Annotated in this window: 26 protein-coding genes; 8 read left to right on the top strand and 18 right to left on the bottom strand. The window is 44.5% G+C overall.

The genetic code is table 11. The features are described from left to right. Positions 1-21 precede the first annotated feature (21 nt). The 5 genes from hpaE to hpaH are packed head-to-tail and all read right to left on the bottom strand — an operon-like array spanning position 22 to position 4,682. On the bottom strand, positions 22-1,542 hold the full coding sequence (hpaE, locus tag SNR28_RS15800; RefSeq protein WP_375753625.1) for a 5-carboxymethyl-2-hydroxymuconate semialdehyde dehydrogenase: 1,521 nt from the start codon (positions 1,540-1,542) through the stop codon (positions 22-24). 13 nt (positions 1,543-1,555) lie between these two features. Continuing rightward, complete coding sequence (locus SNR28_RS15805) at positions 1,556-2,326, bottom strand: fumarylacetoacetate hydrolase family protein (RefSeq protein WP_375753626.1); 771 nt, start codon at positions 2,324-2,326, stop codon at positions 1,556-1,558. Between the two features lie 2 nt (positions 2,327-2,328). Continuing rightward, on the bottom strand, positions 2,329-2,994 hold the full coding sequence (locus tag SNR28_RS15810) for a fumarylacetoacetate hydrolase family protein (protein ID WP_375753627.1): 666 nt from the start codon (positions 2,992-2,994) through the stop codon (positions 2,329-2,331). A 48-nt stretch (positions 2,995-3,042) separates the two neighbouring features. After that, positions 3,043-3,846 carry a 4-hydroxy-2-oxoheptanedioate aldolase gene (gene hpaI, locus SNR28_RS15815; protein ID WP_375753628.1) on the bottom strand — a complete coding sequence of 268 codons (804 nt, stop codon included), beginning with the start codon at positions 3,844-3,846 and terminating at the stop codon, positions 3,043-3,045. Positions 3,847-3,857: 11 nt separating this feature from the next. After that, on the bottom strand, positions 3,858-4,682 hold the full coding sequence (gene hpaH / locus SNR28_RS15820) for a 2-oxo-hept-4-ene-1,7-dioate hydratase (RefSeq protein ID WP_375753629.1): 825 nt from the start codon (positions 4,680-4,682) through the stop codon (positions 3,858-3,860). Between the two features lie 419 nt (positions 4,683-5,101). On the opposite strand from hpaH, the gene hpaC reads away from it, so the two are divergent. The 4 genes from hpaC (at position 5,102) to deoC (ending at position 8,605) form a co-directional block, all read left to right on the top strand. Next, a complete protein-coding gene (hpaC, locus tag SNR28_RS15825; protein WP_375753630.1) occupies positions 5,102-5,614 on the top strand; it encodes a 4-hydroxyphenylacetate 3-monooxygenase, reductase component in 513 nt (170 codons plus the stop codon). A gap of 162 nt (positions 5,615-5,776) precedes the next feature. Next, positions 5,777-6,679: a LysR family transcriptional regulator gene (locus tag SNR28_RS15830; protein ID WP_375753631.1), complete on the top strand. Its 903-nt coding sequence runs from the start codon at positions 5,777-5,779 to the stop codon at positions 6,677-6,679. 49 nt (positions 6,680-6,728) lie between these two features. Continuing rightward, positions 6,729-7,661, top strand: coding sequence for a LysR family transcriptional regulator (locus SNR28_RS15835; protein ID WP_375753632.1), 933 nt, complete (start codon positions 6,729-6,731; stop codon positions 7,659-7,661). 167 nt (positions 7,662-7,828) lie between these two features. Continuing rightward, positions 7,829-8,605, top strand: coding sequence for a deoxyribose-phosphate aldolase (gene deoC / locus SNR28_RS15840; protein ID WP_375753633.1), 777 nt, complete (start codon positions 7,829-7,831; stop codon positions 8,603-8,605). A 102-nt stretch (positions 8,606-8,707) separates the two neighbouring features. Here the strand turns inward: deoC and SNR28_RS15845 are convergent, their stop codons facing one another. The 3 genes from SNR28_RS15845 to SNR28_RS15855 form a co-directional block, all read right to left on the bottom strand. Next, positions 8,708-11,542, bottom strand: a complete 2,835-nt coding sequence (locus SNR28_RS15845) for an FAD-linked oxidase C-terminal domain-containing protein (protein ID WP_375753634.1) — start codon at positions 11,540-11,542, stop codon at positions 8,708-8,710. Positions 11,543-11,728: 186 nt separating this feature from the next. Further along, positions 11,729-13,081, bottom strand: coding sequence for a diguanylate cyclase (locus SNR28_RS15850; RefSeq protein ID WP_375753635.1), 1,353 nt, complete (start codon positions 13,079-13,081; stop codon positions 11,729-11,731). A 78-nt stretch (positions 13,082-13,159) separates the two neighbouring features. After that, a complete protein-coding gene (locus tag SNR28_RS15855) occupies positions 13,160-14,038 on the bottom strand; it encodes a LysR family transcriptional regulator (protein ID WP_375753636.1) in 879 nt (292 codons plus the stop codon). A gap of 145 nt (positions 14,039-14,183) precedes the next feature. Here SNR28_RS15855 and SNR28_RS15860 point away from each other — a divergent pair, with 145 nt between their 5' ends. Further along, positions 14,184-15,152, top strand: a complete 969-nt coding sequence (locus SNR28_RS15860) for a haloalkane dehalogenase (protein WP_375753637.1) — start codon at positions 14,184-14,186, stop codon at positions 15,150-15,152. A 28-nt stretch (positions 15,153-15,180) separates the two neighbouring features. Beyond that, the gene (locus tag SNR28_RS15865) at positions 15,181-15,801 is read left to right on the top strand and encodes a short chain dehydrogenase (RefSeq protein ID WP_375753638.1); all 621 of its coding nucleotides are present in this window, start codon (positions 15,181-15,183) and stop codon (positions 15,799-15,801) included. A 57-nt stretch (positions 15,802-15,858) separates the two neighbouring features. On the opposite strand, the gene SNR28_RS15870 is transcribed toward SNR28_RS15865, so the two are convergent. From SNR28_RS15870 to SNR28_RS15900, 7 genes are all read right to left on the bottom strand, one after another. Next, positions 15,859-16,314 carry a prepilin-type N-terminal cleavage/methylation domain-containing protein gene (locus SNR28_RS15870; protein WP_375753639.1) on the bottom strand — a complete coding sequence of 152 codons (456 nt, stop codon included), beginning with the start codon at positions 16,312-16,314 and terminating at the stop codon, positions 15,859-15,861. Between the two features lie 123 nt (positions 16,315-16,437). Further along, the gene (locus SNR28_RS15875; RefSeq protein ID WP_375753640.1) at positions 16,438-17,088 is read right to left on the bottom strand and encodes a cupin domain-containing protein; all 651 of its coding nucleotides are present in this window, start codon (positions 17,086-17,088) and stop codon (positions 16,438-16,440) included. A 26-nt stretch (positions 17,089-17,114) separates the two neighbouring features. Continuing rightward, positions 17,115-17,900, bottom strand: a complete 786-nt coding sequence (locus tag SNR28_RS15880) for an alpha/beta fold hydrolase (protein ID WP_375753641.1) — start codon at positions 17,898-17,900, stop codon at positions 17,115-17,117. Between the two features lie 152 nt (positions 17,901-18,052). Further along, on the bottom strand, positions 18,053-19,351 hold the full coding sequence (locus tag SNR28_RS15885; RefSeq protein ID WP_375753642.1) for a TRAP transporter large permease: 1,299 nt from the start codon (positions 19,349-19,351) through the stop codon (positions 18,053-18,055). Then, entirely contained in the window at positions 19,348-19,872 is a 525-nt protein-coding gene (locus tag SNR28_RS15890; protein WP_375753643.1) for a TRAP transporter small permease, read from the bottom strand. Before SNR28_RS15890 ends, SNR28_RS15885 begins: the two co-directional genes overlap by 4 nt. A 3-nt stretch (positions 19,873-19,875) precedes the next feature. Next, entirely contained in the window at positions 19,876-20,901 is a 1,026-nt protein-coding gene (locus tag SNR28_RS15895) for a TRAP transporter substrate-binding protein (RefSeq protein WP_375753644.1), read from the bottom strand. Between the two features lie 242 nt (positions 20,902-21,143). Then, complete coding sequence (locus tag SNR28_RS15900; protein ID WP_375753645.1) at positions 21,144-22,313, bottom strand: p-hydroxyphenylacetate 3-hydroxylase oxygenase component; 1,170 nt, start codon at positions 22,311-22,313, stop codon at positions 21,144-21,146. 227 nt (positions 22,314-22,540) lie between these two features. Between SNR28_RS15900 and hpaA the strand changes: the two genes are divergently transcribed. Together hpaA and hpaR are read left to right on the top strand one after the other, a co-directional pair. Beyond that, positions 22,541-23,446: a 4-hydroxyphenylacetate catabolism regulatory protein HpaA gene (gene hpaA, locus SNR28_RS15905; RefSeq protein ID WP_375753646.1), complete on the top strand. Its 906-nt coding sequence runs from the start codon at positions 22,541-22,543 to the stop codon at positions 23,444-23,446. A gap of 51 nt (positions 23,447-23,497) precedes the next feature. Further along, complete coding sequence (gene hpaR / locus SNR28_RS15910; protein WP_375753647.1) at positions 23,498-23,923, top strand: homoprotocatechuate degradation operon regulator HpaR; 426 nt, start codon at positions 23,498-23,500, stop codon at positions 23,921-23,923. 133 nt (positions 23,924-24,056) lie between these two features. Here the strand turns inward: hpaR and SNR28_RS15915 are convergent, their stop codons facing one another. The 3 genes from SNR28_RS15915 to SNR28_RS15925 all read right to left on the bottom strand — a co-directional run bounded on the left by SNR28_RS15915 (position 24,057) and on the right by SNR28_RS15925 (position 26,316). Beyond that, a complete protein-coding gene (locus SNR28_RS15915) occupies positions 24,057-24,683 on the bottom strand; it encodes a hypothetical protein (protein WP_375753648.1) in 627 nt (208 codons plus the stop codon). 117 nt (positions 24,684-24,800) lie between these two features. Continuing rightward, the gene (locus SNR28_RS15920; protein ID WP_375753649.1) at positions 24,801-25,427 is read right to left on the bottom strand and encodes a LysE family translocator; all 627 of its coding nucleotides are present in this window, start codon (positions 25,425-25,427) and stop codon (positions 24,801-24,803) included. A gap of 55 nt (positions 25,428-25,482) precedes the next feature. Continuing rightward, entirely contained in the window at positions 25,483-26,316 is an 834-nt protein-coding gene (locus tag SNR28_RS15925) for an AraC family transcriptional regulator (RefSeq protein ID WP_375753650.1), read from the bottom strand. Positions 26,317-26,413 lie beyond the last annotated feature (97 nt).

The raw sequence follows: 26,413 nt of genomic DNA on the forward strand, positions 1-26,413 counted from the left end.
CGTCCCGGTTCACTCTACTATCTACTTACCTAAAACTGGCACTTTGTGCGTATCAAAGGCGATACAAACGTTCTTCGTTTCCATATAGAAATCGAAGCTCCAGTCACCACCATCACGGCCGATACCGGACATCTTCACACCACCAAATGGCGATGGCAGGTTACGGTTGTTTTCAGAGTTAACCCAAACCATGCCAGCTTCTACGCTGTGTGCCATTCTTAGTGAACGACCCGTGTCAGTCGTCCAGATGTATGCCGCTAAGCCGTAGTCAGTGTCGTTTGCGATTTGAACTGCTTGCTCTTCAGTTTCGAACTCGATGGCTGTCAGTACAGGGCCAAAGATCTCTTCACGAGCGATACGCATAGTGTTGTCTGCTTCTGTAAACAGGGTCGGAGTCAGGAAGTTACCATCGTATAGGTCGGTAATCTTCTTGCCACCTACGGCAACTGTCGCGCCATCTTCCTGAGCGGCTGTTACATAGCTTAGTACCTTCTCGTAATGAGTTTTGTGTACCAGCGGGCCAACTTCGGTTTCTGGATCCAGTGGGTGACCAACCTTAATGTTTGCAACGCGCTCTTTCAGTGCAGCAATGAACTTATCTTTGATGCCTGACTGAATAAGCAGACGGCTTGAGCTAGTACAGCGCTGACCATTCAGGCTGTAAATCATAAACACAACTGCATCCAGAGAACGCTCAAAGTCCGCATCATCAAATACGATGACCGGGTTCTTACCACCAAGCTCGAAGTGCGCACGTTTTAGTGTGTCCGCAGCTTGCTTCTGGATCATTGAGCCAGTGACTGTCTCACCCACAAAGGCGATTGCTTTGATAGCATCGTGCTGAGTCAGCTCTTTACCGGCAACTTCACCAAAGCCGTTAATCATGTTCCAAACACCCGGAGGCAGACCTGCTTCCTGCGCACATTCTGCAAGGATAGCGGCTGATAGTGGGCTGAATTCCGCTGGTTTGTGAACCACAGTACAGCCTGCTGCCAATGCTGGAGCAATCTTCCATGTGGAAAGCATGAAAGGTGTGTTCCATGGGGTAATGACAGCGACAGGGCCGATTGGAGAACGAACGGTAAAGTTGGTGTGCTGATCTTGTTGAAGAGCCAGACCGTTACGCGCTTCAGGTGCTTTATCTGCGAAGAAGCGGAAGTTCGCTGCACCACGAACCGCCGCCTGACGCATAAAGCGTAGTGGCTGACCACAATCTGATGATTCCACCATAGCGATTTCTTCAGCGCGTGCTTCGATTTTGTCAGCTAGCTTGTGAAGAATGGCTTTACGCTTCGCGCCGCTCATTGCCGCCCATTCTTTTTGCGCTGCTTGTGCAGCAAGACATGCGGTATCCACATCTTCTTTTGTTGCTTTAACTACCTGACCAAGAGACTGGCTGTCCGTTGGTGACGTGTTTTCAAAAGTGACACCTTCGCTACCTAGTGTCCATTCGCCATTGATGTAATGACCCAGCGTGTTTTCCTTAAAACGGGCAAGGTAGGTTGACGCTTTATCAATATTGTTTTGAAGTTCCTGACTCATAATCCCATCCTTTTTAGTAATCTTTTCCGTAAAACTCTTGTTCAGATACCATGTGTGTTTCCAGCGTACCGACACCTTCGATAGAGCAGTGAACCACATCACCTGGTTGCATGTCTTTCAGTCCTTTCGGTGTACCTGTTGCAATCAAATCCCCTGGCTTCAGGGTCATGATCTTACTTAGATATTCGATTAGGAATGGCACATCAAAAATCATGTCTGCTGTTGTACCTTCCTGAGTCACTTCACCATTCACTTTGGTTTCCAGCTTCAGGTTACTGATATCCGGTAACTCATCTTTAGATACAATCCATGGGCCGATAGGGCATAGTGAGTCGCGGCTCTTCACTCGCAGGTTAGGGCGGTAGTAGTTCTCCAGATAGTCGCGAATCGCAAAGTCATTACAGATGGTGTAACCCTGAACATAATCCATCGCCTCTTCGCGCGAGATGTTTTTGCCTTCTTTACCGATCACCGCGACAAGCTCACACTCGTAATGCATAAACTCGATATCATCCGGGCGGTAAGAGTTCTCTTTGTGGCCTGTTAGCGTATTGGCACCTTTGATAAATACCAATGGCTCTTTTGGTGGTTCGAACGCCAGTTCAGAAGCGTGGTCGGCGTAGTTAAGGCCCAGAGCAAAAATGGTTCCCGGACTTTCTACCGGGCTTAACCAGGTTACTTCGCTTTCATTGAGAGTCTGACCATCGTTTGTCACCAGCTCGTTGTTTTGGTTGATGGTGATGTCGTAAGTCTTTTCCTGAAAGAGTACGCGTGCTGTTTTCATGATTACTCTCCCTTGACCTGGTTGTTTAATGTAAGAAGACTATTTGCTTGGCAAATAAGGTTAGAGCTGATTTTGTCACCTGGATTTAGAGGGATTCGCTCGCCAGGGAAGCCAACTGCAATCACATCACCTTCTTCCAGCGTCATAATGCGAGAAATCGTGCTGATTAACTGCTCGATGCTTCTTTCAAGGTCGCTCACTTTCAGGTTACGTTGTGACGTTCCGTTCACTAGGGTCTCCACTGCTAGTTCGCCAACAGAAGAGATGTCTGACAGTGGAACTGCGTTTTGTGCAATCGGCGCAGAACCGTCAAGACACTTGCCTTTGATGTCCGGGCGGTAATAACTGGTTTCAGGAAGGGAGAAGTCATGAACCAGAGTCAAACCACTGACTGACTCAAGTGCTTGCTCTTCTGATACACGGCAGCAACGCTGACCGATAACCACACCGATACTTGCCCCAACCACAAGAGGCTGAAAATCAGAGGGCAGTTCAATCTCAGCATCGTCAGCAGCCCAGGTATTGTGCGTTTTAAAGTAAAGCACAGGCTGTGTCGGTGCGTTGAGATAAGGTTTTTCGTTAAACGTTTCTTTCAGGTTATCCAGCTGTGCTTTGTCGTTGAGCGCGACACAGACCAGTTTCCCTTTTACTAATTGATTTGTATTCATCAGAAATCCTTCCTGAATGCTTATAAATTGTTTTTGTTGAGACGGACGTTAATATCCGCTTGATGCTGACTGAGTTTGCTGGCTTTTATTTTTTACTTTATTTGCCAGCTGTTCTGCTCCTAATCGTAGAAGTAAGGTGTCGACGCCAACGCCAACGAACTTAGTTCCAGATTCTGCATAGTGTTGTGCTTTTTCCAGATTGAGCGACAAGATGCCTGAAGCTTTGCCTGATTTTTGAATGACAGACATTCCCCATTCGATTTTTGCAGCCACTTCTGGATGATCAGGGTTACCAACGTGTCCCATTGCTCCTGAAAGATCAGATGGTCCAATAAAGACGCCGTCTACACCCTCAACCTGTACGATCTCTTCAAGATTTTCCATCGCTTCCAACGTTTCAACCTGAACCAGAAGGCAGATCTCTTCGTTTGCTTTTTTCAGGTACTCTGGCACCTTGTTCCAGCGCGCAGCACGGGCTAGAGAGCTGCCCATTCCACGAATGCCTTCTGGTGGATATCGAACCGCTTTAACCAGTTCTCTTGCTTCTTCCGCTGTGTTCACCATCGGGATTAACAGAGTCTGAGCACCGATATCCAGCAGTCGCTTGATGGTTGCGACATTGCCATCTTCAGGTCTGACGATAGGGGACACGTCGTATGGCGCCATTGCGTGAAGATGATGCATGGTGGTTTTTAGCTCAAACGGGGCATGTTCACCATCGATCAAAAGCCAGTCGAATCCTGCGCCTGCACAGATCTCTGCACAGGTGCTATCAGGTAAACCAAGCCATAAGCCCCAGAGTGGCTGATCGCCTTTTAGTGCTTTCTTAAACTTATTCTCAGGCAGCATCATATTTGGGTTCCCTATACAAACTTCACTGAGATTCCGCCCAGAGGGCCGAAGTCTGCGTGTATGGTGTCACCGGCTTTTACTGCTACTGGTCGTGTGAACGAACCTGCCAGGATTACCTGACCCGGCTCAAGGCCGATTCCGTGTGGAGCAAAGCGCTTACATACCCAGCGAATTCCGTTTGCAGGATGACCAAGTACACCTGCAGCAAGCCCGGTTTCTTCAATCTGGCCGTTTAGATACAGCATGGCTCCGGCCCAACGTAAATCTTGTTCCGTTGGTTTAATAGGGCGCCCGCCCATGACGATGCCGCCGTTGGCCGCGTTATCAGAGATAGTGTCGTAAACTTTGCGTGTGTAGCCTGTTTCTGGGTCGGTACGATGGCAGCGGGCAGCAATCAGTTCTAACGCTGGCACCACGTAGTCTGTTGCGTTGAGTACATCAAAGATGGTGATGTCTTCACCCTGAAGAGGCTTATTTAGAATAAATGCCAGTTCTACTTCGATGCGTGGATCCAGGAAATCGTCCGCTACGATATGCGCGCCATCTTCATAGAACATATCGTCAAGCAGCACACCGTAGTCTGGCTGATCGATGTTAGAAGCCATCTGCATCGCGCGGGACGTCAATCCAATCTTATATCCTTTTACTTCTGCACCTTCTGCTATTTTGCGTTCTACCCATTTTTTCTGGATAGCGTACGCATCATCCATATCCATTTCTGGATATCTCAGAGTGAGGGCAGGGATCTGACAACGTTCTTTTTCCGCTATATAAAGTTGTTCCGCAGCTTGTTCTATTTGTTCTGGCGATAGCATAAAGTGACCTTCCTTTGTCATTAACCTTCTGTTTACATTCTTGGTTGAAAGCAAAACGAACTAATTAAGATGTTAAGTATAATAATTAACATATTAATTAAATGCCAGTAGTTTTTTGTTTACATATTTTTGACTTAAACGTAATAAAAATAGAGGGTTATGGGAATTTTTCCTGTTAGTTAAGACATAAAGTTGTTTATTTATTAACTAATTTGAGGCTTTGATCACAAAAAATTTAAACTATGTAAAATTACACTCTTTCATTAGTGCAAGTGGTGCGTTGATTAGTGCAATGGTTGTTCCTTTAGGCTATGAATATAAATAGATCTTGGATATTTGACTGACTCGTGAAAAGTGCAAGTGTTCCATTTTTTCGTCTATGTTCAAGTGTGTTTGTTATGTGGAAAATTAACATCACATTAACAGTGAGGGATAACAAAATGTCGAACCAACCTTTATTCAGAGATGCGATGGCGAACCTGGCTGCGGCTGTAAATATCATTACAACTGGCGGTGAAGCAGGGACTATTGGCCTGACTGCAACAGCTGTTTGTTCGGTAACGGATTCACCAGCAACAGTGATGGTTTGTGTAAACCGAAAGAGCGCATCAAATGAGATTATGAAAACCAACGGCAATGTCTGTATTAACGTATGTGCCGCTGAGCATCAGCAGATGTCTTTAGACTTTGCAGGCATGACAGATATGACGATGGAAGAGCGTTTTGCAAACCCGGCATGGAGCAAGAACGAGAAGGGTGTTCCTGTACTTTCTGGCTGTTTGGCAAGCTTAGAAGGTCATGTGTCTGACGTTGCTGAAGTTGGTACCCATACTGTATTTTTCGTAGAAATTGATAACATTGAAGTGACCAAGTACAAAGATGGATTGGTTTACTTTGCCCGTGAATTTAAGCAGGTTGAAGGCGAAAAACAAAAAGAAGAACAAGTAGCTTAATCTGCCTCCGCGAAAAACACATAAAGCCCTCGTTTGATTTAGGCGAGGGCTTTTTGTATGTCTGTTCAAGAAAAGATATATAGAGACTATTCTGGTTATTGCTTTAAGGTTCAGCCGTTTTATTATTGTCATATAGAAATAATTAATAGATTGGCTTTTACCATGATTAACAATATCAACCTTGCCGATATTCGCTCTTTTGTACTTATCGCCCAGCTTGGCAACTTCACTAAAGCGGCTGAAGCACTTTCAGTTTCCCGTTCCCATGTTTCTCGTCAGATCAGTAGCTTAGAATCTCAAATGGGTGTGACCCTACTTACCCGAACCACTCGTACGTTGAGTCTTACCCTTGCAGGAGAGCGGTTTTACAAGCAGTGTGAGAAGGCGCTGAATGGCATCGATCAGGCGCTTATTGCTGCAGTGGATGATACCGAAGAGGTTAGGGGACTGATTCGTATAAACTGTGTTGGTGGCTATATAGGCGAGGAAATCATCTCTCGTTATGTGGCTGATTTTATGTCTCTGTATCCTCTGGTTCAGATTAGCCTCGATTTTAGCAGTCACCGGGTGGATCTTATTCAAGATGAGTTTGATATTGCCTTTCGAATGGGCGAGTTAGAAGACTCAGGCTTTGTTGCTAAGAGATTAATGGATATTGAAATCGTTACTCTGGCCAGTCCTGAATATATTCAAAAATACGGAAACCCGGAACATCCGAAAGAGCTGAGCCAGCACCGTTGCCTGACTGGTTCTGTGAAGAGATGGAGTTTCCAATACGTAGCAGATAACAGTGAGCATTCTGATGTCAATGTTGATGGCCAACTCGTATGCAAAAATGGCCATGCATTGGTTACTGGCGCGTTGTCAGGGAATGGGATTATTCGTGTTCCCTTAATGTACTGCAGTGATGATGTAAAGAAAGGAAAGCTCACTCGGATTCTACCTGACTGGGAAATACCAAAAGTTCTATTCTCCGCGATATATCATAAGGATAAATATCAGCCGATACGTCTAAGAACGTTTATCGAATTTGTGAAAAAGCGATTTGAAGAGGAAATCAGGTAATTGACGTGTTTAAAATACGATTAATGACTGAACATAGGATGAAAAAAACATGCAGCAGTTAGCCAGCCAGATGGTAATTTTTCATATACTGGAAACAGAGGGGAGTTTTACCAAAGCTGCGGAAAAGCTGGGTGTATCCACTTCTCATGTTAGTAAACAGCTCAATATTCTCGAAGCAGAGCTCAGTGTTCAGTTGGTTCAGAGAACGACTCGGACTCTGAAACTGACAGAAGAAGGTAAGCGATTCGCAAACCATTGTGCGAAGATTTATGAATCTATCCGGAACGCAGAAGCCGAAATGAAGGATGCCAGAGGAGAGATATCAGGGACAGTTAAACTCGCGATGTCTCGGTCGTTTGGAGCGTTGCATGTTATTCCCGTTTTGGATAAGCTTCAGGAAAAATATCCTCAGTTATACCTAGAGGTGACCTTATGTGACCATAAAGTAGACATGCTTGAAGAAGAAGTAGACCTCTGGATTACAACGCATGAAAGTATTTCGGAAGGATATATTGCTCAGCGCATCGCTGATACAAGATTTGTGGTTTGCGCCTCTCCGGAATATCTTAATTCACATTCAAAACCCGAACATCCAAATGATTTGCGCAACCACAACTGCGTGATTTACCAAAGTAAAACTCGCAGTTATTCGAGTTGGTCATTTAGGCATGGTAACGATCAGATAGAAATCCAAGCCAGTGGAAACTACAAAGTAGACCTAAGTGAAGCAGTCAGAGATGCTGTTATAGCTGGGCATGGGATAGGATACATAGCAACTTATCTGCTGACTGATGAGTTTGAAAAAGGCAAACTTATACAACTTTTACCGGAATGGAAGACTACAATGACTCTTCCTGCATATGCTGTTTACCCAAGAAAAAAACACTTGCCGCTCAGATTGAGCATCATAGTCGAATTTCTTAAAGACTATATCGGCTGCCCACCGTATTGGGATCGTGCGCTGAAACAATGGATAAAATAGAGCATTTTTTCCTACTGGAAAATATCCTTATCTGAATCACTCTTTTTCTCTTGGCAAAATCTGTCTATTTTAGCCACATCGCTATCAAATACCTTCAGTTCTAACCATTAAGGTTCAACGTGCTGAGGTGTTATTTCAGAAACTAAGCAGAGCTTCAGGAGATAAATATGAGTGATCTAAAATCAGCCGCTTTAAGAGCGCTCAAGCTGATGGATCTAACCACCCTTAATGATGACGATACAGAGCAGAAAGTTGCTCAGTTATGTCATTCCGCAAAGACAGAGGTAGGTAACACTGCTGCAATTTGTATCTATCCACGCTTCATACCTGCCGCGAGGAAGGTACTATCGCAACAAGGTACATCAGATGTACGCATCGCGACAGTCACAAATTTTCCGCACGGAAATGACGACATAGAAATCGCAGTAGCGGAAACTAAAGCCGCTATCGCTTATGGTGCAGATGAAGTCGATGTTGTTTTCCCTTATCGAGCACTTATGGCCGGGAATGAACAGGTTGGCTTAGAACTGGTTCAACAATGTAAGGCGGCTTGTGGTGACATCTTACTTAAGGTCATCATTGAAACAGGTGAGTTGAAGACAGAATCACTGATTAAGCGAGCTTCTGAGTTATCCATTCAAGGTGGTGCTGATTTTATCAAAACCTCTACAGGAAAAGTGAAAGTGAATGCTACTCCTGAATATGCACGAATGATGCTGGAAGTGATTCGTGATATGGGTGTGTCGGATACCGTCGGCTTTAAACCAGCCGGCGGTGTTCGTAGTGCAGAAGATGCAGCCGAGTATCTCTTAATGGCTGATGATATTCTAGGTGCAGGGTGGGCTGATAAGAATCATTATCGCTTTGGGGCCTCCAGTCTTCTGACTAGTCTACTGAATGCTTTAGAGCTGACTGAAGAGAAAGCGGATCTTACCGCATACTGATTAGTTGTATAGAAAAATTGCGTAGACAGGATGACAGCTGAAAAAAAGCCCTCACATTATATGGTGAGGGCTTTGACCATTCAGAAAATTAAGCTGTAACTTTTATCTGTTTCCGGCTTTAGCCTTCGTACAGTCGTCCACTAGGTAAACAATAGACTGATAGTCGATACCTGAATGGTGGCTTAACCCGATTTCACAGGTTCGGCTGGTGGAATAACCACTGTTACAACCTTCAACCTGGGTTGCCAACGTACTTAGAGCCGATTCGTTAAGCTCTGGTGTCGTAAAGCCTTTATCTCCCGCAAAACCACAACAGGTGATCTGGTCTGGCACAACGACATTTGTGCTACACGCTTTCATGACGTCGGTAATTTTTTGCTCCAATCCCATACGTCGAGCAGAGCAGGTGATGTGCAGCGCAACTTTCTCATCTGTCGGATTAAAGTCTAATTTATCCATCATATGTGTATGGATGAACTCGACTGGTTCAAACAGTTTAAGGCGTGCATCCAGATGATCTTTCAACTGAGAGGCGCAAGGACTGGTGTCACAGTAAACTGGGATTTCTCCGTTGTTCGTTGCTTCCAGCAGCATTCTCACGGTATCAATGGCTTTCGCTTCAGCCTGATTAAACATGCCCTTGCTCTTAAATGGCATACCACAACACTGTTCTTTAAGTCCCTGAGGGTAGATAACTTCAAAGCCAGCTTTGCGCAGTAAGCTCTCTGTTTTGTCCACAAGGGATGTCTGCTCTTCGGCTCCGCGAGCCGGGCCCATAGTTCGGCTGGAACAACTCGGAAGATAAACGACTTTTAGCTTGTTATCAGATGCCGAGGCGGCACTGTTCTGTTTTTCAGAAACAATAATCTTAGGCGCTGCCGTTGGCATTTTCGGACTCCAGTAACCTATTTTGTTACCAGAAATCTTACGTGCTGTACGTGTAACTGCGCCCATCGCTTTCGTACCCAGCACTCCGTGGCTCAGGTTAGCAACGCTAAATGCGGCTTTTGCTGCACCAGAAACGGTACCAAAGTTATTCGCTACCCATTCTGCAACATTTTCTTTGTCGGCATGACGATCGTGACGCAGCTGTCGAACAAGATCACCAGTGTTAATTCCTACCGGACAAACAGTCGAACAAAGACCACAACCCGCACAAGTATCAATGGCCATGTAGTCGTATTCATCTGCGAATGCATCATGGTTTTCACCATCTAACAGAGCCAGCTCTCGCTTACCGATGATACGCTGTCTCGGGCTTAGCGTCAGGTTGCGCGAAGGACACATACGCTCACAGAAACCACACTCAATACACTGGTCGACAATGTCGCTGACCGCTTCCATTGGCTTCAGGTTGCTGATGTGAAGCTTCGGATTGTCGGTAATCATTACATCCGGATTTAAGATGCACTCAGGATCGAAAATCTCTTTGATTCTCAGCATCGCCTCGTAGGCTTTATCACCCCACTCTTTGCGCACGTAAGGCGCCATGTTTCGGCCTGTTCCGTGCTCTGCTTTCAGAGAGCCGTCGTACTTATCAACCACAGTGTCACACACTTCATCGATAAAGCGTTCGTATCGATCTATCTCTTCAGAACTACCAAAACCCTGAGAGAAGATAAAGTGAAGGTTACCATCCAAAGCATGGCCGTAGATGACCCCATCATCATAACCGTAGTCCTGCATCAGCTTTTGCAGGTCAGATAGCGCATCAGCAAGAGTTTCAATAGGGAAGGCGACATCTTCAATAAGTGCAGTTGTCCCTTTAGGGCGTGTTGCACCAACTGCTGGGAAAATACCTTTACGAATGTTCCAGTAGGCACCGTACTCCTCTGGCTTGTCGGTAAAGGTTGCCGGAACGACAAGTTCAAGATCGTCTATCTCAGATAAGATTTGATCGATGTGGTTTTCTAGCTCTTCCTGCTCATCCGCTTCAGCCTGTACCAGAATAGCCGTCGCACCTTCAGGAACATCAGCGATGTAATCAGGTACACCATCCATATGTTGAACGGCCTTCATTGCGAAGTAGTCGATCATCTCTGCGGCAGATACAGGTGTTTTGTTCAGTTTGAAGCGGGTAACGGCCACACTTGCAGTACGGATATCCGGGAAAACGATGAAAGCAGAGGCTTTCAAAGGGTACTTACGAATAGTGTTGTGAGTAATCTCGGAGATGAAGCCTAACGTGCCTTCAGAACCAATCATCAGGTGTGCGATCATGTCGATTGGGTCGTCCCACTCAAGTAGTGAACGCAGACCATAACCTGTGGTGTTTTTAATTTCGTACTTACGTAAGATTCTCTGGCTCAGCTCTTTATTGCTGCGTAAGTCATTTGATAGCGCTTCAATGTCAGCAATCATGGTTGCATGACTTTTCTTGAATGCGTCGCGACTTGATTCAGAGCCGGTATCAAGAACAGTACCGTCCAGAAATACAATGCGTGCTGAGTCCATCGCACCATAGGTGTCCATTGAGTTCATACCCGCAGCATTGTTGACGGCGATACCGCCTATGGATGCGGCATCAATGGAAGCGGGCATTGGCGCAAGTTGATAATCAAAAGGGGATAGATAGCGGTTAGCATCGCCGCCCAGTACGCCACTTTGCATACGGATCTTTTTACCACCTTCCAGAATTTCGTAGTCTTTCCAGTCAGGGGTAAGGGAAAGAAGAATAGAATCGGTAATCGTCTGACCCGAAAGGCTGGTACCCGAACCTCTGAAGGTGATCGGAAGTTTCATCTCGCTGGCTAGGGTCATTAGGCGAATGATCTCGTTTTCATTCGCGACTTGTACAATAACTTGTGGAACTAATCGGTAGAAGCTCGCATCTGTGCCGTACGCAAGTTTACGGAGGTAGTCAGTAATGATTCGTTTTTCGGGTATAAATTCAGCAGCTTTGCTAATAAAATCTTGGTAAAGGTCCTGCTTTTGCATCACGTTATCCTGTCAGTGTTAGGCTTGGGCGGAATGCCCTTATGTTTATTATTGTTTATTGACAGGTTAGCAAATCTGAAGGTCTCTAATTAGAATGCTTGAGTGAACTTAATTGTTGCAAAAACATTCTTAATTAGAGGAAGTGTTGTAATTTTTCTACATAATTCGTCGATTTTATTGAAACCATTAATCGGGTTTTGCTCTTTTTTCACGGTACATATCGCTGTCTGCGCGAGAGAGAAGTCCATCTGCTGAGAGTTTTGGATCGTCGTAGACAGCATGGCCTATGCTTACTTCACTAAAGATTCTTTTATCACCAAATTGGCACGGCTGCCCGCTTACAGACTCGCGCACACTTTGTATAACACCGTTAATATCATCGTCTTTAGATAACCGAGGCAGGATAACCAGGAACTCGTCACCACCCATACGGGCAACGATGTCTGATGTACGCAGTGCACCTTTAATTCTGGCTGCGGTTTCAACCAGAACCTTATCGCCAACTGCATGGCCATAGGTATCATTTATGGACTTGAAATCATCAAGGTCAATATTAAGCAGAGTGAAGTCACCGTCCTTTTTCCGCGCATTTTCAACCATCTGTTCCAGGGTGTAGATGAAGTAACGTCTGTTAGGTAGAAGTGTAAGATCATCATGCATCGAGCGATCATGAGCTTTGTGGTAAAAGTAGTAAACGACTATCAGTGAGAGCAGGATAAATACAGTGATGGTGTAGCCGATGATTCTGGAAGCGTGTTTTTCGTAATACGGGATCTGTTCATAAAGCGATTCAAGAGAGATGCCCATTTCCCATGCTCCAGAAGGAAGCACCACCGTTTCACTTGCATATATAGAATCAAAAACAGAGGCTTTGCCCCAGAAAACTTCACCCTGAGACCCCATACCGTCCTTGCCTCTAATAGCAAAATCGTAACGCTTTTCGGTCTCGTAAATACCAGCAGCAGCAAACAGGCTTTCGATGTCGAGTACAACACTGCAGGTTCCCCAATATTCCTTGTTAAAAGGAGGGTCGGTGAAGATAGGTGTGCGTGCAATTAGCCCGATTCCGCCCTGTACCAGATTTACAGGGCCCGCGATAAAAATGGCTTCTTGTTCCCGCGCTTTTTGCACGGTTTTCCATTGAGCGGGAATCGTTCGGAAATCTAATCCTAGCGCAGCTTCATTCCCTTTTAAGGGGTAAACAAACTGAATCACATCGTCAGGTGCTAATCCTATATTTCTCAAGTGATTAGACTTATTGAATAGATCCTTTGCAGCATCGTGCCACTGTTTTTGAGATGAATCAGGAGTGACACTGATGATGGTGGAAAGACTGTTAGCAAAGAAGATATCGGAGTATATGTCTGCTTCCAAATGAGATCGAATAACGAGCAATTCTCTTTGTGCGGCTCTAAGAATTTGATCCTGAGAGAACTTAATTTGCTGGGAGTGTTGATACTCGATTATGGCCACTGCAATCACGGACAAAAGTGCGACAACAAACGCGACAATAAAACGAATCCTTAATGCATACTTCATCGATACCTATTGAGTGTTTTGTTACTTCTATCTACTTAGAATAGACCACATTAATGCCCGTTGTTGTTTTTTCTTTACCTACTCTGAACCGCCATTTCCCAAGGTTTCCGAGAAAAAGTCCCAAATCATCATCCCTACAGGCCCTAATACTTTATTTTTAAGCTTGGCAACATAGATGGGAACTTCCATGGTTTCCTGGTTAGTGAGCTGAATAAGCTGTTTGTTCTTAACTTCATGTGCTACTTCGTGTAGCGGGAGTCTTCCCCAACCTAAGCCACTATTAATCAAAAACTTTTTGGTGTTGTGGTCAGAAACATACCATTGCAGGCCGTCTTTAAGAATGCCGGTATCTTTACTACTTTTGTAAGAAGACCTAACGACAATTTGTGGATACTGCAGCAGTTCAGATTGGCTAATGCTCTTCTTGTCGGCAATAGGGAACTTATCAGAAATAAAAATGGGCAGAACACAATGTTCTATATGACGATACTGAACATTATCATCCTGTTGCAGTCCTGCGTAGATACCCAGGTCAACAACATCATCGAGCAACATTCGTTCTCCGGACGCTGTTTCAATATTTAGATGAACAATGGTTTTGGGAAATTCCTGTTTTAACTGATGTAGTAACAGACTGACTTTTTCGATGGGGAAGATTGCACTAATACTGAGCCTAAACTCGGTTTCTATTTCACTATTCATCTGCTTAGCAAATATATCAAACTCATTTGCTTCATTAAGAAGGTGCTGAATTTTGTTGAGCAGAATTTTGCCGTTCCGGGTAAGTTCGGGTCGATAGCTTTCGCGATTAAACACTTCAACTTGGTAGTACTCTTCTACCTGCTTAACCGAATAGGAAACCGCTGAGCGAGCTTTGAACAGTTTTTCGCTTGCTTTGCGGAAGCTGCCTTCTTTATGTATCACGTCTATTACGTGCAAGTGTTCTAATGCAATCATGGTCTAATAATATGACCAAGATGAACGAAAAGCTATGCTTTTTTAGAGCGTGTTTTTCACTTAAAGTGAGTTTCATCAAAGGCAACCCTTATAGGCAGCGATGTGTCACGGGTGGTCAATTTATTTGAACGATGAGGATTTAACGATGAGCCACGAAGTTCTTAGAACACCAGATAGTGCATTCGAAGGCCTAAAGGACTATCCATTTGCCGCAAACTATATAGAAGTGGAGGGAATGCGCATGCATTACCTCGATGAGGGCAACAAAGACGACAAAGTCATATTCCTGCTGCATGGCCAGCCTTCTTGGAGTTATCTATACCGACACATGGTGCCACTGCTAGTAGATGCTGGGTATCGGGTAATTGCACCAGACTTAATCGGTTTTGGTAAATCAGACAAACCTGTTTCAAGTGACACCCATACCTATGGGAACCATGTTCGCTGGATATCGGATTTTGTCAGACAGCTGAATATCAAAAATGCAGCCGCATTTATGCAGGATTGGGGTGGCATGATCGGGCTAAGGGTTTTAGCTCAGCAACCTGAATGGTTAGAAAGGCTCGTTGTTGCGAACACTGCGTTAGCGGAGATGAAAGGGCTAGAGAAGTTCTTAGTTCCCAAAATATTGAAGTTGATGTCTTCGATTGCGGGTAAGCCTAGCCTGGATAAGTTTGCTTCAAACATCAACTACGGTAACTGGGCCGGTTATTTCAAACATTCAGAAGTACCTGAAATCGGCCGGATAATTCAAACACTCACGACAGCAGAGTTAACTGAAGAAGAAATGCGTGCTTATGATGCGCCATTCCCGACGTCTGAATATTTCGCTGCACCCAGAAAAATGCCTGAAATTGTGGCCTCCGAGTTGGATGATGTGAATTCCGATTGGAACAAACTGAAGAAGTGGGATAAGCCTGTACTTACCTTGTTCAGTGATAAAGACCCGTTCTTAGCCGACCAGGGGTATGACAGAAAATTCCAGTCTAATTTCACAGGAGCAAAAGGGCAGCCTCATTTAACAGTCGAAAATGCCTCTCATTTTTTACAAGAAGATCAATCTGAACAATTAGCGTCCACCATGTTGAACTGGTTAGAACGCACAGAATACTAAGGTCAACAGACCCTAATAAGGAGAAGACATGAAAGTAATCGCTATTGGCGCCAATGGTACGATTGGTCGAGCAGTGGTAAGCCGTTTACAAGAGAATCACGATGTCATTGCTGTGGGTTATAGCAATGGTGAGTATAGGATTGATATAGAGGATATAGCTTCTATTCGAGCCATGTATGAAAAAGTAGGAAAAGTAGATGCGATTGTTAGCATGGTTGGAAATGGAGAGCTAGGCACTTTGAAAGATATGCCTGAATCCGGTTATCGTACAGTGCTTAACAATAAAGTGATGGGGCAGGTGAATCTGGCTCGCATCGGGCTGGAGTACTTGAACGACGGTGGTTCGGTAACGCTTACGTCAGGCCAGGCGTCTAATCATCCCATGCCTCAAACATCTGCTATTGCTATGGGTGTGGCAGCGATAAATGCATTTGTTGGTTCTGCTGCAACAGAGCTAGTTGACGGGAAGAGAATCAATGCGGTAAGCCCTGCTATGGTAAAGGAAACCATGGATCAGTGGGGCATAGATAGCCGTTCAGGCATTCCAGCCAGCGATGTCGCTAGCTATTACGCGGCTTGCATTGAAGGTAGCCACAATGGTGAAGTGCTAGATGCAGTGCTTGGCTCTGCCGACCAACGCTTCAATTAACGTTAATAGAAATAATTGGTCGGTAGTCCGATGATAGAGTAGAGCAGTTCCTGTTCGTTAAGTTTTGCTTAGCGTTATTTCTCCGGTCTGCTCTACATAACGCATTTCGTAGGAAGCTTTTAAAAACGTGTAGATACACTGATTACCTTCTCCGGAACCGGCAATGCTATAAGAGTAATCCTCTTCGCCATAGTCTTGATTGTTTATCAGATTTTTTAGGATGGTATCGCACTCTTGAAGGCTTCCAATGATACGTGGATAACCAAACTTGTTGTAATGTAGTTCGGATATCTTGTCACCCCAACTCGTGGTCGGTACGGGTTCTCCATCGAGTAACCATCGAGAGTGAAACAGTGATACACCAGAGACAGCAGCGCCTTTTACCCCTTTTATCACCACTTCATTAGAATCATCTTGCAGGTTGAGGAACTTGGGAGCGGCCGTAACAGCGAGAATCCCAAGAACGACAATAACAACCACCATCTCTATTAAAGTAAAGCCACGTGCTTTCATTTTGTTGCTCTTATTATATTGCACATATTTCGTGCAATATACGCTTGAGCCGAGCGTATTACAATCAGTTGTTCTGTAAATTATGATCTTGGTATTTATTGATAAATCAAATGTTTAATGTCATTAATCGACGGGTAAGTGACCTGTTTTTACCAGAATTATCGTTTCGTCTTTTACGAATGGTGAGTGACGACTCATATGGGGGCTGCGTAACCAGGTTCCTTTGGGGTAGACTCCGAATTCATCACTGAAATTTCCTGAAAGAACAAGGATCTCTTCACCACCAAAGTGGGCATGTGGTTGAAACTGTTCTCCCTCAGGCCATTTTACGAGAGCAACATGTTCATGTTCAAAATCGTGGAGTGGCATAACTTCCAGGTTTCCTATACCTGGTTGCCAGTGAGTTATTGATGTGTTGACTCTAACCTGCGTAGTGTCATTCGCATCAAATTGGTTTAGCTTCACAAAGAGAACGCAACCTTTTTCACTAAACGGAGCATGCGAACTGCCAGGCGGGTTTCGAATGTAAGTGCCTTCTGGATAGTCTCCGTTTTCGTCTGAAAATACGCCCTCCAGTACATAAATCTCTTCACCTCGCGGATGAGGATGACTTGCGAACTTTGAGCCTGCATCATATCGAACTATACTGGTGGTGTGTCCGGACTCAGCCGCTTCACGTTCAAGGGGCTTTCTCCAGACTCCTTTAGCCGGACTCGCTATCCAATCTTGCTTGTTAGTTTCGATGACCAACTTGTTGTGAAAATCCATATTCATAACGCGCCCTAACTTGTTGAGACCAATTACTGACGTTGTTCAAGTTGCGAAAGCATCTGCAGAATCTCATCAGTAACCAGTTCGGTGTTCTGCCAAAGAACCAAATGTCCTTCTCCCTTTAATACAGAGAGTGTAGCTCCATTTGGAGAAAGTTTTTCATAAGCGAATACGGCATTTCCAAAATACGCTAACTCATCTTCGTTGCCGTGGACGATATCTATAGGAATCTTTAGCACAGACCAATCTTGCCCGGCAATCAAACTCAGTTCCTTTGAAAGCACCATCATTTCTTCATTGGAGTTGTTCATATCAGTGGGCAGTATCCACTTAGCAACCACCGTATCTGCGACTTGGTTGTACCATTTAGGGTGCTCCAACTCTGGATCAAATGCTGAAGCGATGAGTACCATGCCTGCCACTTTTTCGGGTGCCAAGAGTGCCAACTGCAACGCAATAGGGCTGCCTAACGAATGCCCGACGAGTATGTTGTTTTTATCTTCTGAAAGAAATGGGAGGATAGAGCGCGCCTGATTCAGTAAAGAGGTTTCAACGGTTCCCTGATTTACACCGTATCCTAGGCGGTCTACAGATACCATTTCTACTTGACGGTTCAGTTCAGGATGTTCGAGGTAGGCATCGTAAGCTTCTTTATTTCCGGGAGAGCCGTGAATAAAAATGATTCGGTAATTCGAGTCTAAGTTCCCCGTTTTAACGTACGATAGCTCAGTTTGCTCTTCGCTGTTTGCACAGCCGGTTGTGACTGTTAAGGAAAAACAGGCAGGTAGAAACAGTTTTCTCCATATCTTCTTCATACATAATCCGGGTTTCTGATCGCTTTTAGATTAGAAAGGAGAATCAACAGAAATCTTTCGGATGTCAGATAAATACTAGAAAGAAAAAAGCTTTGGGCCGGAACCCAAAGCAAAACACCTCATCAAGAGAAAACGAAACAAAGGGACGACTATTAATACATCATTCCCGGTAACAGCAGAGCAATTGCTGGGAACAATACGATAAGTGCAAGTCTCAGCATATCGGCCACCCAGAATGGGAAGATGCCTTTAAAGATAGTGCCCGTACTGATGTCTTTTACCAAACCGGATAACACAAATACGTTCAATCCGACCGGTGGTGTTATCAAACTGATTTCTGTTACAACTACAACCACAATACCAAACCAGATAGGGTCAAAACCAAGCGACACTACTACCGGGAAGAAAATTGGCACTGTAAGTAGCATCATCGACATACTCTCAAACACACAGCCGAGAATAATGTAGATAAGTAAGATGATACCCATTGCCATCATTGGTGATACATCACCAACCTGAATCAGGTCGATAAGCGCTGTTGGTAAGCCAGCACGGTTGACGAAGTTAGAAAGAATCAGTGCACAGATAACAACGGCAAACAGTGATGCAGAGGTTTTCGCTGTATCGACTAATATATCGCGTAGAATTTCATAGTTGAGTTTTCTACGATATAGCGCAAGGAAAAATGCGCCTGTTGCACCAATACCAGCGGCTTCTGTAGGTGTAAATATGCCGGCATAGATCCCGCCCATCACTAGCGTAAACAGCAGCAGTGTAGACAGAATGCCTTTCAGTGCAACAAAGCGCTCTCCCCAGCTTGTTTTTTCACCAGGAGGTGCCTGATCCGGTGTACGGAAAACCACCCAGCGAACTGCCAGTAGATAAAGGCTAATACCTAATAATCCAGGCAAGAATCCTGCAGCAAACAGCTCACGGATACTACTTTCAGTCAAAAGACCGTAGATGACCAGCATAACGCTTGGTGGAATCAGGATACCCAGGGTGCCACCTGCAGCAATCGAAGCGGCAGCCAGACCGTCGGAGTAACCATACTTACGCATTGGTGGCATAGCCACTTTAGACATGGTTGCCGATGTTGCCAGGCTGGAACCACAGATAGCAGAGAAACCACCACATGCCAGAATCGTAGACATCGACAGACCGCCACGACGATGCCCAACAAAGGCATTACAGGCTCGGTATAGCTCGCTAGACAGGCCTGATTTAGTCACGAAGTTGCCCATCAGGATAAATAGCGGTATAACCGATAAACCGTAATCCTGGCCAGTGTCTATGATGCGTCGTGCAGCCATAGACATGGCGGCAGTCCAGTTATAATCATTGATATACCAGAACCCTATAAAGCCAACCACACCCATAGCGAAGGCGAGGGGAAGCCTTAAAAAGACCATGGCAATCAGAGCTGTAAAACCGATAATTGACTCAATCATTTGCTACTTCCCTCAGAAACTCTTGGTGCAGATTTAAAAATCGACATCTTTGAGACATAAATTCCGGCATTCAGAAGTGTTAGTACACCACCCACAAACCCCGTTACTGAAATCAGATATGTGACATATCCAAGTGGAATTTCGAGTATTTCGGATACTTCTTCATATTCCAGAGAGCGGCCTGCTAGTTTCCAGTTGGTCATCGCAACCAGTATTAGCGACACAGAGCAGATTAAGTTGATTACAGCCTGACGCAAATCTATCCATTTATCCGGGAAGTAAGCATCAAGCAGGTCGACGCAGATATTTTCTTCTTTCCATGAAACCAGCGGGAAAGCCATAAATACCATGACAGCGAGCAGAACCTCTATCATCTCTGTCGAGCCATCTATCGGTGAATTAAAAAAGTATCGCCCGAAAACATCGACAAATGTAATAGCCATCATAAGGAATAAGCTGATAGCAGCGAGGGTTTCTAACCCTCGCCTTACAGCTACCGAAACATTTTCAGCGACTGTCATAATTTACAACCCTTTCGTTAGTTGCTCGTTGTAGTATTCGAATGCTGCCGGGCCATCAACCTTGCGCTTCTTCGCGGTCTTATACCAGTTGTCAATCAGGCTCTGGCTCTTCTCTTTCACTTCAGCAACCAGCTCCGGAGACGCATTGGTAAAGGTGTGACCATTCGCCAGTGCTTTGTCGTAAGCTGCCTTGTCGTAGTCGTCCATCATCTTACCGAACAGGCGAGATAGCTTTTCACCAGACACTGCCATGATGGCCTCGCGGTCTTCCTTCGAGACGCCTTCTAGCGCATCACGGTTCATTACGATTGCGAAGCTGCCACGGTATAGACCGCCAGGGAACATAAGCGTATTGTTGGTGACTTCCGCCAGACGGAAGCTGCTTAGCGCTTCAACTGGTAGGTAAGTACCTTCTACAACACCTTGTGAGATTGACTCATATACTTTTGGCGTTGGGATGAATACTGGAGTTACTTCCATCTCTTTCGCGATAGTAGAGATAACGCCACCACCTACACGGATTTTTTTGCCTTTCGCATCAGCAATGGAATCAACTTTTTCTTTCGTGATTAGCTGGCCTGGACCGTGAACACCTAAAGCAAGCACTTCTACACCGCGGTGCTCTTTACCTTTCTTCAGGTATTTTTCGTAAGTGTTCCAGTAAGCTTTTGATGCTAGCTCTGAACTTACACCATCTTTGAATGTTGGGATTTCAGGCATCTGAGTCAGTTTAAAACGACCTGCCTTGTGACCGTGGAAAATCCAGGTAACGTCACCAATACCATCAGTAACAACATCAATTTGTGTTTGAGGTGGTGCCAAATCGTATTCGATCTTAACAGTTACACGGCCTTCAGTTGCTTCTTCAATCCATTCACCCCATGTAGGCCATACTATTTTGTTGATACCGTGGTTAGGTGATGCCCAGGAGCTGATTTTCAGCACTTTTTCTGGTGCTGCGTTTGCATTCATTGCTGCAAGAGCTAGTAGTCCGGTGCTTGCTAGTCGTGTGATCTTTGATTTAATCATGACACATCCTTGTATATAGGGTTATTTATGTTGAGGCTGACTTGTTTATATATGTTGTTTTTATCTGTTATGTGAATTTCAATAACATGTTAACAATCTATCAAATTAATATTAGTTAATATGTTAACAAGATCAAGTTTGCCTAATTTCTCTTCAATTTATCGCTTAGACTTTGGTCTTATTTATTTCATGAGTTAATGAAATAAGCACCCAGTCATACAATTGACTGAGTGCTAAGAGTTTTAAACCATGGTTGGATCCGGGTCTAATCCCATGATTTCACGACCAAGAATCTGCTTACATACATCATAATCTGTGTACGCGTGCGCTCCTGTCATGTGTGAATCGCGGAACAGTCGCTGACCTTCATTGTCCAGGAACCAGCTTTGACCACCCATCGCATCAAACAAACGATCAACAGATTCGATACACATCTTCACCGCATAAGCCTGGTTGGTACGCCAGTAAGCTAAGGTTTCGCGAGTAGGGTACTCTTTACGCTCACCGTGCTCTTTGTGGTCATCCCAGGTTTTTTCCAGCATTGCTCGTGCTGCAAATACCTGATGTGTTGATTCAGCAAGGCGCATAAGGGCCGGAGTCGATGCACCAACATTGGCACCAGTGTAAGCGCGAACTCGGTTTTGCTGCTTCTCTTTAAATACTTCAAGCATACGCTCTGCAATACCAAGGCTGATTGCTGCGAAACCACAAGCGAAGTATGGGCGGTAAGGGGTGTAGAAGATGTCACTGTCAGGGTATAGACCGAAACCAGCAGATTTACCTTCCATCATGCCTTTTGCGGTTTCGATGCGGTGCTCAGGAATAAAGACATCTTTTAGTACAAGCGTCTTTGTACCAGAAGACTTCATACCAGCGGCATACCAGTCATCAACAATTGTGTATTCGCTTCTTGGTACCACGCCAAAGCAGTAGACTTTGTTTCCGTCTTGGTCCATTCGGTTGAATCCAAGGATTGCCCAGTCTGCGTGGTCACAGCCGCTGCTCCAGCGCATGTCACCGTTGAAGATAACGCCGCCTTCTGTTTCTTCTGTTTTACCGAAAGGTGCGATACTGCTGCTTGCTGTTGCATCTGGATTTTCTCCCCAAAACTCTTCCTGTGCTTTTTCAGAGAACATAGCCATTTGATGGCTATGAGTTGCTAGAAGGCTTCCGCCCCATGCTGTACCACCGCATGCGCCAGCAAGCGCGGCTACACAGTCGGTAAATTCTGGTAGTGAAATCTCCAGACCACCGTACTTTTTAGGTTGGAATGCACGGAAGAATTTTATTTCACGTAGCAGACGAATGCTCTCTTCTGGTGGAGTTCGCAGTTGTTCTGCTTCCGCAGCATTTGCTGCGATTTTTGGTAGGACTTCCTGAAGTTTTTCTAGTAGTGGATTCGCTCGTTTCATTGTCACTTCCTTTTAATCAAGAACCCGCACTTGGCTGATGTTTATGTAGGGTATTGTGTGTTCTTGGATGTTATTATCATGTTAACTAATCGTTGTTTGAATGGATTAACCGCGATAACAATTGCACTTTTCGTAGAATTAGTTAATATGTTAATAGTTTTGAGCGTTAAATGTGACGTAGTGCATAATAAGGGCGCTAACTGGTAGAAATATAAAGGGAGTAAGCTGTGGCAGGGAATATACCCAATATAAATATCGGTAAGGTATACGATCAAAAGTACGAGAATGCTGAGTTACATTTTGAGCACTTGGACAATTTGGCGGATTTCTTCGGGCGTAACATGCCTGTTCATTATCACGACCGATTTTATCAAATGCATGTGATTTTGAGTGGCACAACACATGTTCACCTTGATGATAAACACTACACCAACGAGGGGATTACTCTCTTTTTCACCCCGCCTGCCGTTCCCCATTCATTTGTTACTGAATCATCCTCTCACGGGTTTGTTCTGACGATGCAACAGCAACTTGTCTGGCGTTTGCTTGAAATGGATAGCGGCCTCAATAGCATGATGGTCGATCAGATGAGTGCATTTTGTACTAACGTACCCGAGGACAACCCTCTGTTGAGACTATTGGTGCTTTTGCAAGATGAGCTGGATAACGCGGGAATCATGAAAGAGCGAGCGACTCAGTCATTGCTTCAACTTGTTTTAATTGAGGTGATGCGATTAGAGAACCGTAATCACTCGGATGCGAACAAGAGAAGCGTGGATGTAAGTGTGTTCCATAACTTTAACCATTTAGTGGAGTCGCACTACCGTGAGCATTGGCCACTCAATGACTATGCCGAGAAGATGGGTGTGTCGGTTTCCCGATTAAATGACATCTGCCGCAGGGTGAGTGGATTGTCATCGAAAAAGATCATCATCGACCGTTTAATGCAAGAGGCGAGGCGCTCATTGCAGTTCACCTCCCTTAGTATTTCCGAAATTGGCTACGATCTAGGGTTCAGAGACCCTGCTTATTTCGCTCGATTTTTTAAGAAGTATTCAGAAATAACCGCCTCGGAGTACCGAAATCAGGTCCAGAGCAACGTTTCATCGGCAACCGAGTCAGAAAAAGAATAATTATAAAAATATCAATATGAGTTTTAACTATCAGGTAAGGAAAGTGATCAAATGAGTGAGTTTAAGGATTCATTACCACTACAGCTAATAAAAGCCAGGGATGTGGCGCTGGATTATTTTCGTCCAGTGCTGACAGAGTATGAAGTAACGGTTCAACAATGGCGAGTGATGAGAGTTATACACTCATACACCGAAATTGACTTTACGAGCTTATCTAAAGAGTGCTGCATTCTGAGCCCAAGTTTAACGGGCATCATCAATCGGTTAGAAAAGCAGGGCTTTGTAAGCAAAATCAAATCTGCGGAAGATCAGAGAAGAGTGCACATTCGGTTGACCGAAAAGTCCAATGCACTGGTAGAAGAAATGAAGGTTGAAATCGACAAGCAGTATGGAAAACTCAAAGAGAAGTATGGAGCAGAGAAATTTACTCAGTTAACCATGCTACTCGACGATTTGATCCAGATGCGTGAAGAGTAGTGTCTAATAAAGCCAATTTTGTTTTTTTAGCCGTCAGGGATGACCTTTGAACTCTTTGGTCGTTGAAGCCTTCAATGATGAAGGCATCAACGTATCAATTCTACACTCTGATTTACGTTTAGGAACAACTGGTCTAATCAGTGGTATTCGCTGCTTTACAGCTCTTTTTCGAAGCCAAATGTTCTACCAGAATAAGGCTATCCGCCAAACCTGGCTTTAAACCAAAAAGTCCAACTTTCAGAACAGCACTAAACTGGTCGATGGCTGACTCTGGTTGAAATCCCTTGTTACATGACTGAAGCTGCTGAGCTTTGGCCCACAGAAAGTCTCTGTACTTGAATCCTTTCTCTATGCGAACACTTATCTCGTTTTTTACCGACTTAGACAGAGGACTCGTATTATCTGCCAATGTCTCATGGTACTCATCAATGACTATCTGAGGAACGTCTGTATTGAAGCCCAGATAGTAGAAAGAGCCTACTATTACAGAAACCGTACAGAATACACCACCGATGATTTTGATTAACCCTTGTCTGCTAATACCTTTAAAATAGGCTGGCCAGGTCAATATGCGGTATACCTCCATAACGATACCCATACCTGTATGGAAGACAGGTTCTTTCCCTTCTCCCAAAGATTCGTCTTTAAGAAAGAGATAACCAATCTTTACTATTAGCCCCATCATTAGATAGATTAGAAGTAATCCAGGTACCAAAAAGGCAGCAATAATAAGTAACGGTATAGGCCATAGAGCTTTCATACGTGTTTCCCCCTGAAGGTTTATGTCTGATAGCTACGATTAATGTTAATACAAGTACAAATTGAATGTAATACGTATTTAATACAAATGTGAAGTAAGTAGCGACATTTACCTTTTCTATTCCAGGAAAAGCCCAATACCAAAAAGAATGAGAATCACACCCGCGCCTCTTTCAATGATATGTACACTCTTCTGTAGATACGATTGCACAATCGGTTTCCCTATAAGCGTGGCGACAAGCAGGTCCCAGAATAAAACAGCGAAAAACATCCATACACCACAGATGACTTGTTGAGTCAAAGTGACTGAATTTCCGAGGATGACAGTCATCAAGCTCATATAAAAGAGAGCATTTTTAGGGTTGAGCAATGCAGAGTTTAACCCAAGAATTAGTTGCTTGCTCCATGATGGAGGTTGTACTTGTTGAGTATGCAAGAGTGCATCATTCTTTTTGCTTCTGATCAGCTGTGAACCTATCCAAAGTAAATAAATAGCTCCGAGGGTTTCAACGACTGAGAACAGAAGTGTGCTCTCTCGTATACTTGTCCATCCAATAATGGCAACTGCTATATAGATGGCATTGCCCAGAGCGACACCAAGACAAATATATCGGCTACCTTTTAGCTTGTGTCGAACTGAATGTGCAACAATCAGGAAAAAGTCCTGGCCGGGACTAAGCAATGCAACAAAATGAGCGAGCGCTAAAGCAGGGAAAGCGGCAGGAAGTAGGACTGTGGATACCATTTGGGGTCACCTATATTTGAATCATTTGGGCAATATAGGTGAGGTACGTTTGTAGTTATTGTCGAAAATTGACGCTAGTGCTCTGATACTGCCTGGGTGTCGATGCTGTGTAGGCTACGAAAGCTTTGTGAAATTGGCTTTGGTCAGAAAAACCCACTTCGTGGGCGACGTCAACAATACTCATTCCAGACTTCAACAGCAGTTTCGCTTTTTCTATCCGGTGATTGTTCAGGAAGGACTTTGGCGTGATACCGAACCGCTTTTTGAAGCCCCTTATCAAAGACTCAGCCGGACGAGATACATCTTCTGCAATCTCCTGTATCGAGGGTGGTTCTGTAATATCCTCCAATAAACGATTTTGTATTGTTTGTGCCAACTCATCACTTTCAGTATCGATATCGCAAGGTGTGCAAAAGCGGCTTACTAAAGTAAGAAGCAGGGCATTTACTGCCGTTATTGTGTTCGGGGACTCATCCTCAATTAACTTGAATAATAGCTCTGCCAGGGTGGCTGAACTCTTCGGGTCTGACACCAACTCTTGTTCGATAACAAATTGTTCAACATGTCGTTCAAACAGTGTCGAAAGTACGTTGCAGCACCACTGTTTATCGACATAGAGCATATAGTAACTGCGAGATCCCTCTGCTATCGGGTTGCAGGCATGTACTACATCCGGTGCGATAAGGATGGTGTCACCTTTACTTAGAATGATTTGTCTTCCCTGTAGCGTAAGGCATGTCGAGCCTGATTCTATTATCCCTATAGAAAGCTCGTTATGACTATGCTCTTTATAACCCTGAGTGCTGTTTGCAGTTCTTCTGACTGTAAGGTGCGGGATAAGAGGGTTAATCCAGAACTGTTGGTCAATATTACGAACGCTGGTGCTCAAGGGTGACATCCAAATGTGGGAAAGTGTGTTCATAATGCTAGTGGAATACATACCCTAGTGCAATGAGCACCAATGAACAGCAAGTTTCTGCTCTGAT

This window comes from Vibrio iocasae (assembly GCF_042245395.1).
GTDB classification, from domain to species: domain Bacteria; phylum Pseudomonadota; class Gammaproteobacteria; order Enterobacterales; family Vibrionaceae; genus Vibrio; species Vibrio iocasae.